Genomic DNA, 2,046 nt, shown 5'->3' with positions numbered 1-2,046 from the left:
CTCATCAACGAACAAGTGGCCGCCCTCACCGGCCAGCGCCACCTGGGCGACTACAGCAGCGACGACGCGCAGTACCGCGCCCTCATGGGCGCAGGCGCCACCTTCGCCGCCGCCCACCAACTGCGCCCTGGCGTGGCCCTGAGCGCCGCACAAATGGCCGCCCTCACCGCCGACATCGTCTGGCTGGTGGAACAAAACATCACCCTGGCCGACGGCAGCACCACCCGTGCCCTGGTGCCCCAGGTCTACGTGATGGTGCGCCCCGGCGACCTGCACGACAGCGGCGCCCTCATCGCCGCGCGCGACATCAGCCTCAACCTCAGCGGCGACCTGCACAACGCCGGCAGCATCGCCGGGCGGCGCCTCACCCAGATCAGCGCCGAGAACATCCACAACCTGGGCGGACAGATCGCTGGCGAAACCACCGTGCTCGGCGCGCGCACCGATCTGAACAACACCGGCGGCAGCCTCTCGGCGCAAAACGCCCTGGTGCTCAGCGCCGGGCGCGACCTGAACCTGCAAACCACCACCCAAAGCACGGCCACCCTGGCCGGCCCCAACCGCTTCACCCGCACCAGCGTGGACCGCGTGGCCGGGCTGTACCTGTCCCAATCCGACGGTATGCTGCTGGCCAGCGCAGGCCAGGACGTGAACCTCAACGCCGCGCTGGTCCAGAGCGCCGGCGGCGTGCGCATACAGGCCGGGCAAAACCTGCGCTTGGCCGTGGTCGGCACCGAAAGCAGCGACAGCGCCCTGTGGAACGCCAACAACGTCTTGCGCTCGCAACAAAGCACCGAGGTCGGCACCCGCATCGACAGCGGCGGCGCCACCCACCTGCTGGCAGGCCAGGACCTGGACACCCGCGCCGCCCAGGTGCAGGCTCAGGCCGCCCTGGTGCTGCAAGCCGGGCGCGACGTGAACCTGCTGGCCGGCCAAAGCAACCAAAGCGTGGCCGAGGCGCACCAAAGCAAGAGCCGTGGGTTTCTGAGCAGCAGCACCAGCACCACGCGCTCCAGCGCCAGCCACAGCGAGGCCGTGGCCAGCCGGCTGGGCGGCCAGCAAGTGCTGATCCAGAGCGGGCTTCTGGCGCCGGCCGCAAACTCGACCTCGGATGAGCGGGCCCCGGTGCATGCGGCCAACACTCCAGCCCAACAAGCCCGGGGCGACATCAACATCGCCGGCAGCCAGGTTGTGGGCGACCAAGGCACCACCCTGCTGGCCGGGCGCGATGTGAACATCACAAGCCAGGAAACCCGCCACAGCAGCAGCCAGTTTGAAGAAACCAAAAAAAGCGGTCTGTTCAGCTCGGGCGGTCTGTCCATCACCCTGGGCACACAACAAAACAGCCGCGAGCAGCAGAGCAGCTCTGTGGGCGCGCAGGCCAGCACGGTGGGGGCGATCACGGGCGATGTGAACATCCAGGCCGGGCGCCACTACCGCCAACAAGGCTCCGATGTGCTGGCCCCCGAGGGCGATGTGCAGGTGCAGGCACAAGACATTGCGGTGCTGGAGGCGCGCACCACGCACAGCGAGCAAACGCAGCAGAAGTCCAAACAAAGCGGCCTGAGCGTGGCCGTCACCGCCCCGGTGATCAGCAGCGTGCAAGACCTGGCCCGCACCGCCCGGGCACTGGGCAAGACCGACGACACCCGCATGCAGGCTCTCGGCGCGGCCACCCTGGCCTTGCAGGGCCGCCAAGCGGCCAAGGAGCTGGCAGACGTGGGCCAGGCGCTGAGCCAGGGCAAGTCCCCCGCCGAGGCGGCCAACGTGGGTGTGAGTCTGAGCCTGGGCAGCAGCCACAGCCAGTCCAGCCAGCAGACCGAACAGAACGCGGCCCAGGGGTCGAACATCCGCGCCGGGGGCCAGGTCGCCTTGAACGCCACCGGCGCCGGGGCCGACTCCAACCTGCTGGTGCGGGGCTCGCGCGTGCAAGCGGGCGACACGGTGAGCCTGAGCGCAGACAACCAGATCACCCTGGCCGCTGCGCAGAACACCACGCAGCTCCAGCGCAGCGAGCGCTCCAGCAGCGCCAGCATCGGGCTGGGG

1 protein-coding gene is annotated in these 2,046 nt (G+C 69.4%); it reads left to right on the top strand.

What is annotated here, in order from left to right; all coding sequences use genetic code 11:
* The coding region (locus ABYB95_RS22455; RefSeq protein ID WP_372662227.1) for a hemagglutinin repeat-containing protein at positions 1 to 2,046 on the top strand (2,046 nt) is incomplete at both ends.

The sequence above is a fragment of the Hydrogenophaga sp. genome (genome assembly GCF_041633695.1).
GTDB lineage: Bacteria > Pseudomonadota > Gammaproteobacteria > Burkholderiales > Burkholderiaceae_C > Hydrogenophaga.
Note: the sequence above shows the minus strand (reverse complement) of the source record. Positions and strands in the feature narration are given on the sequence as shown.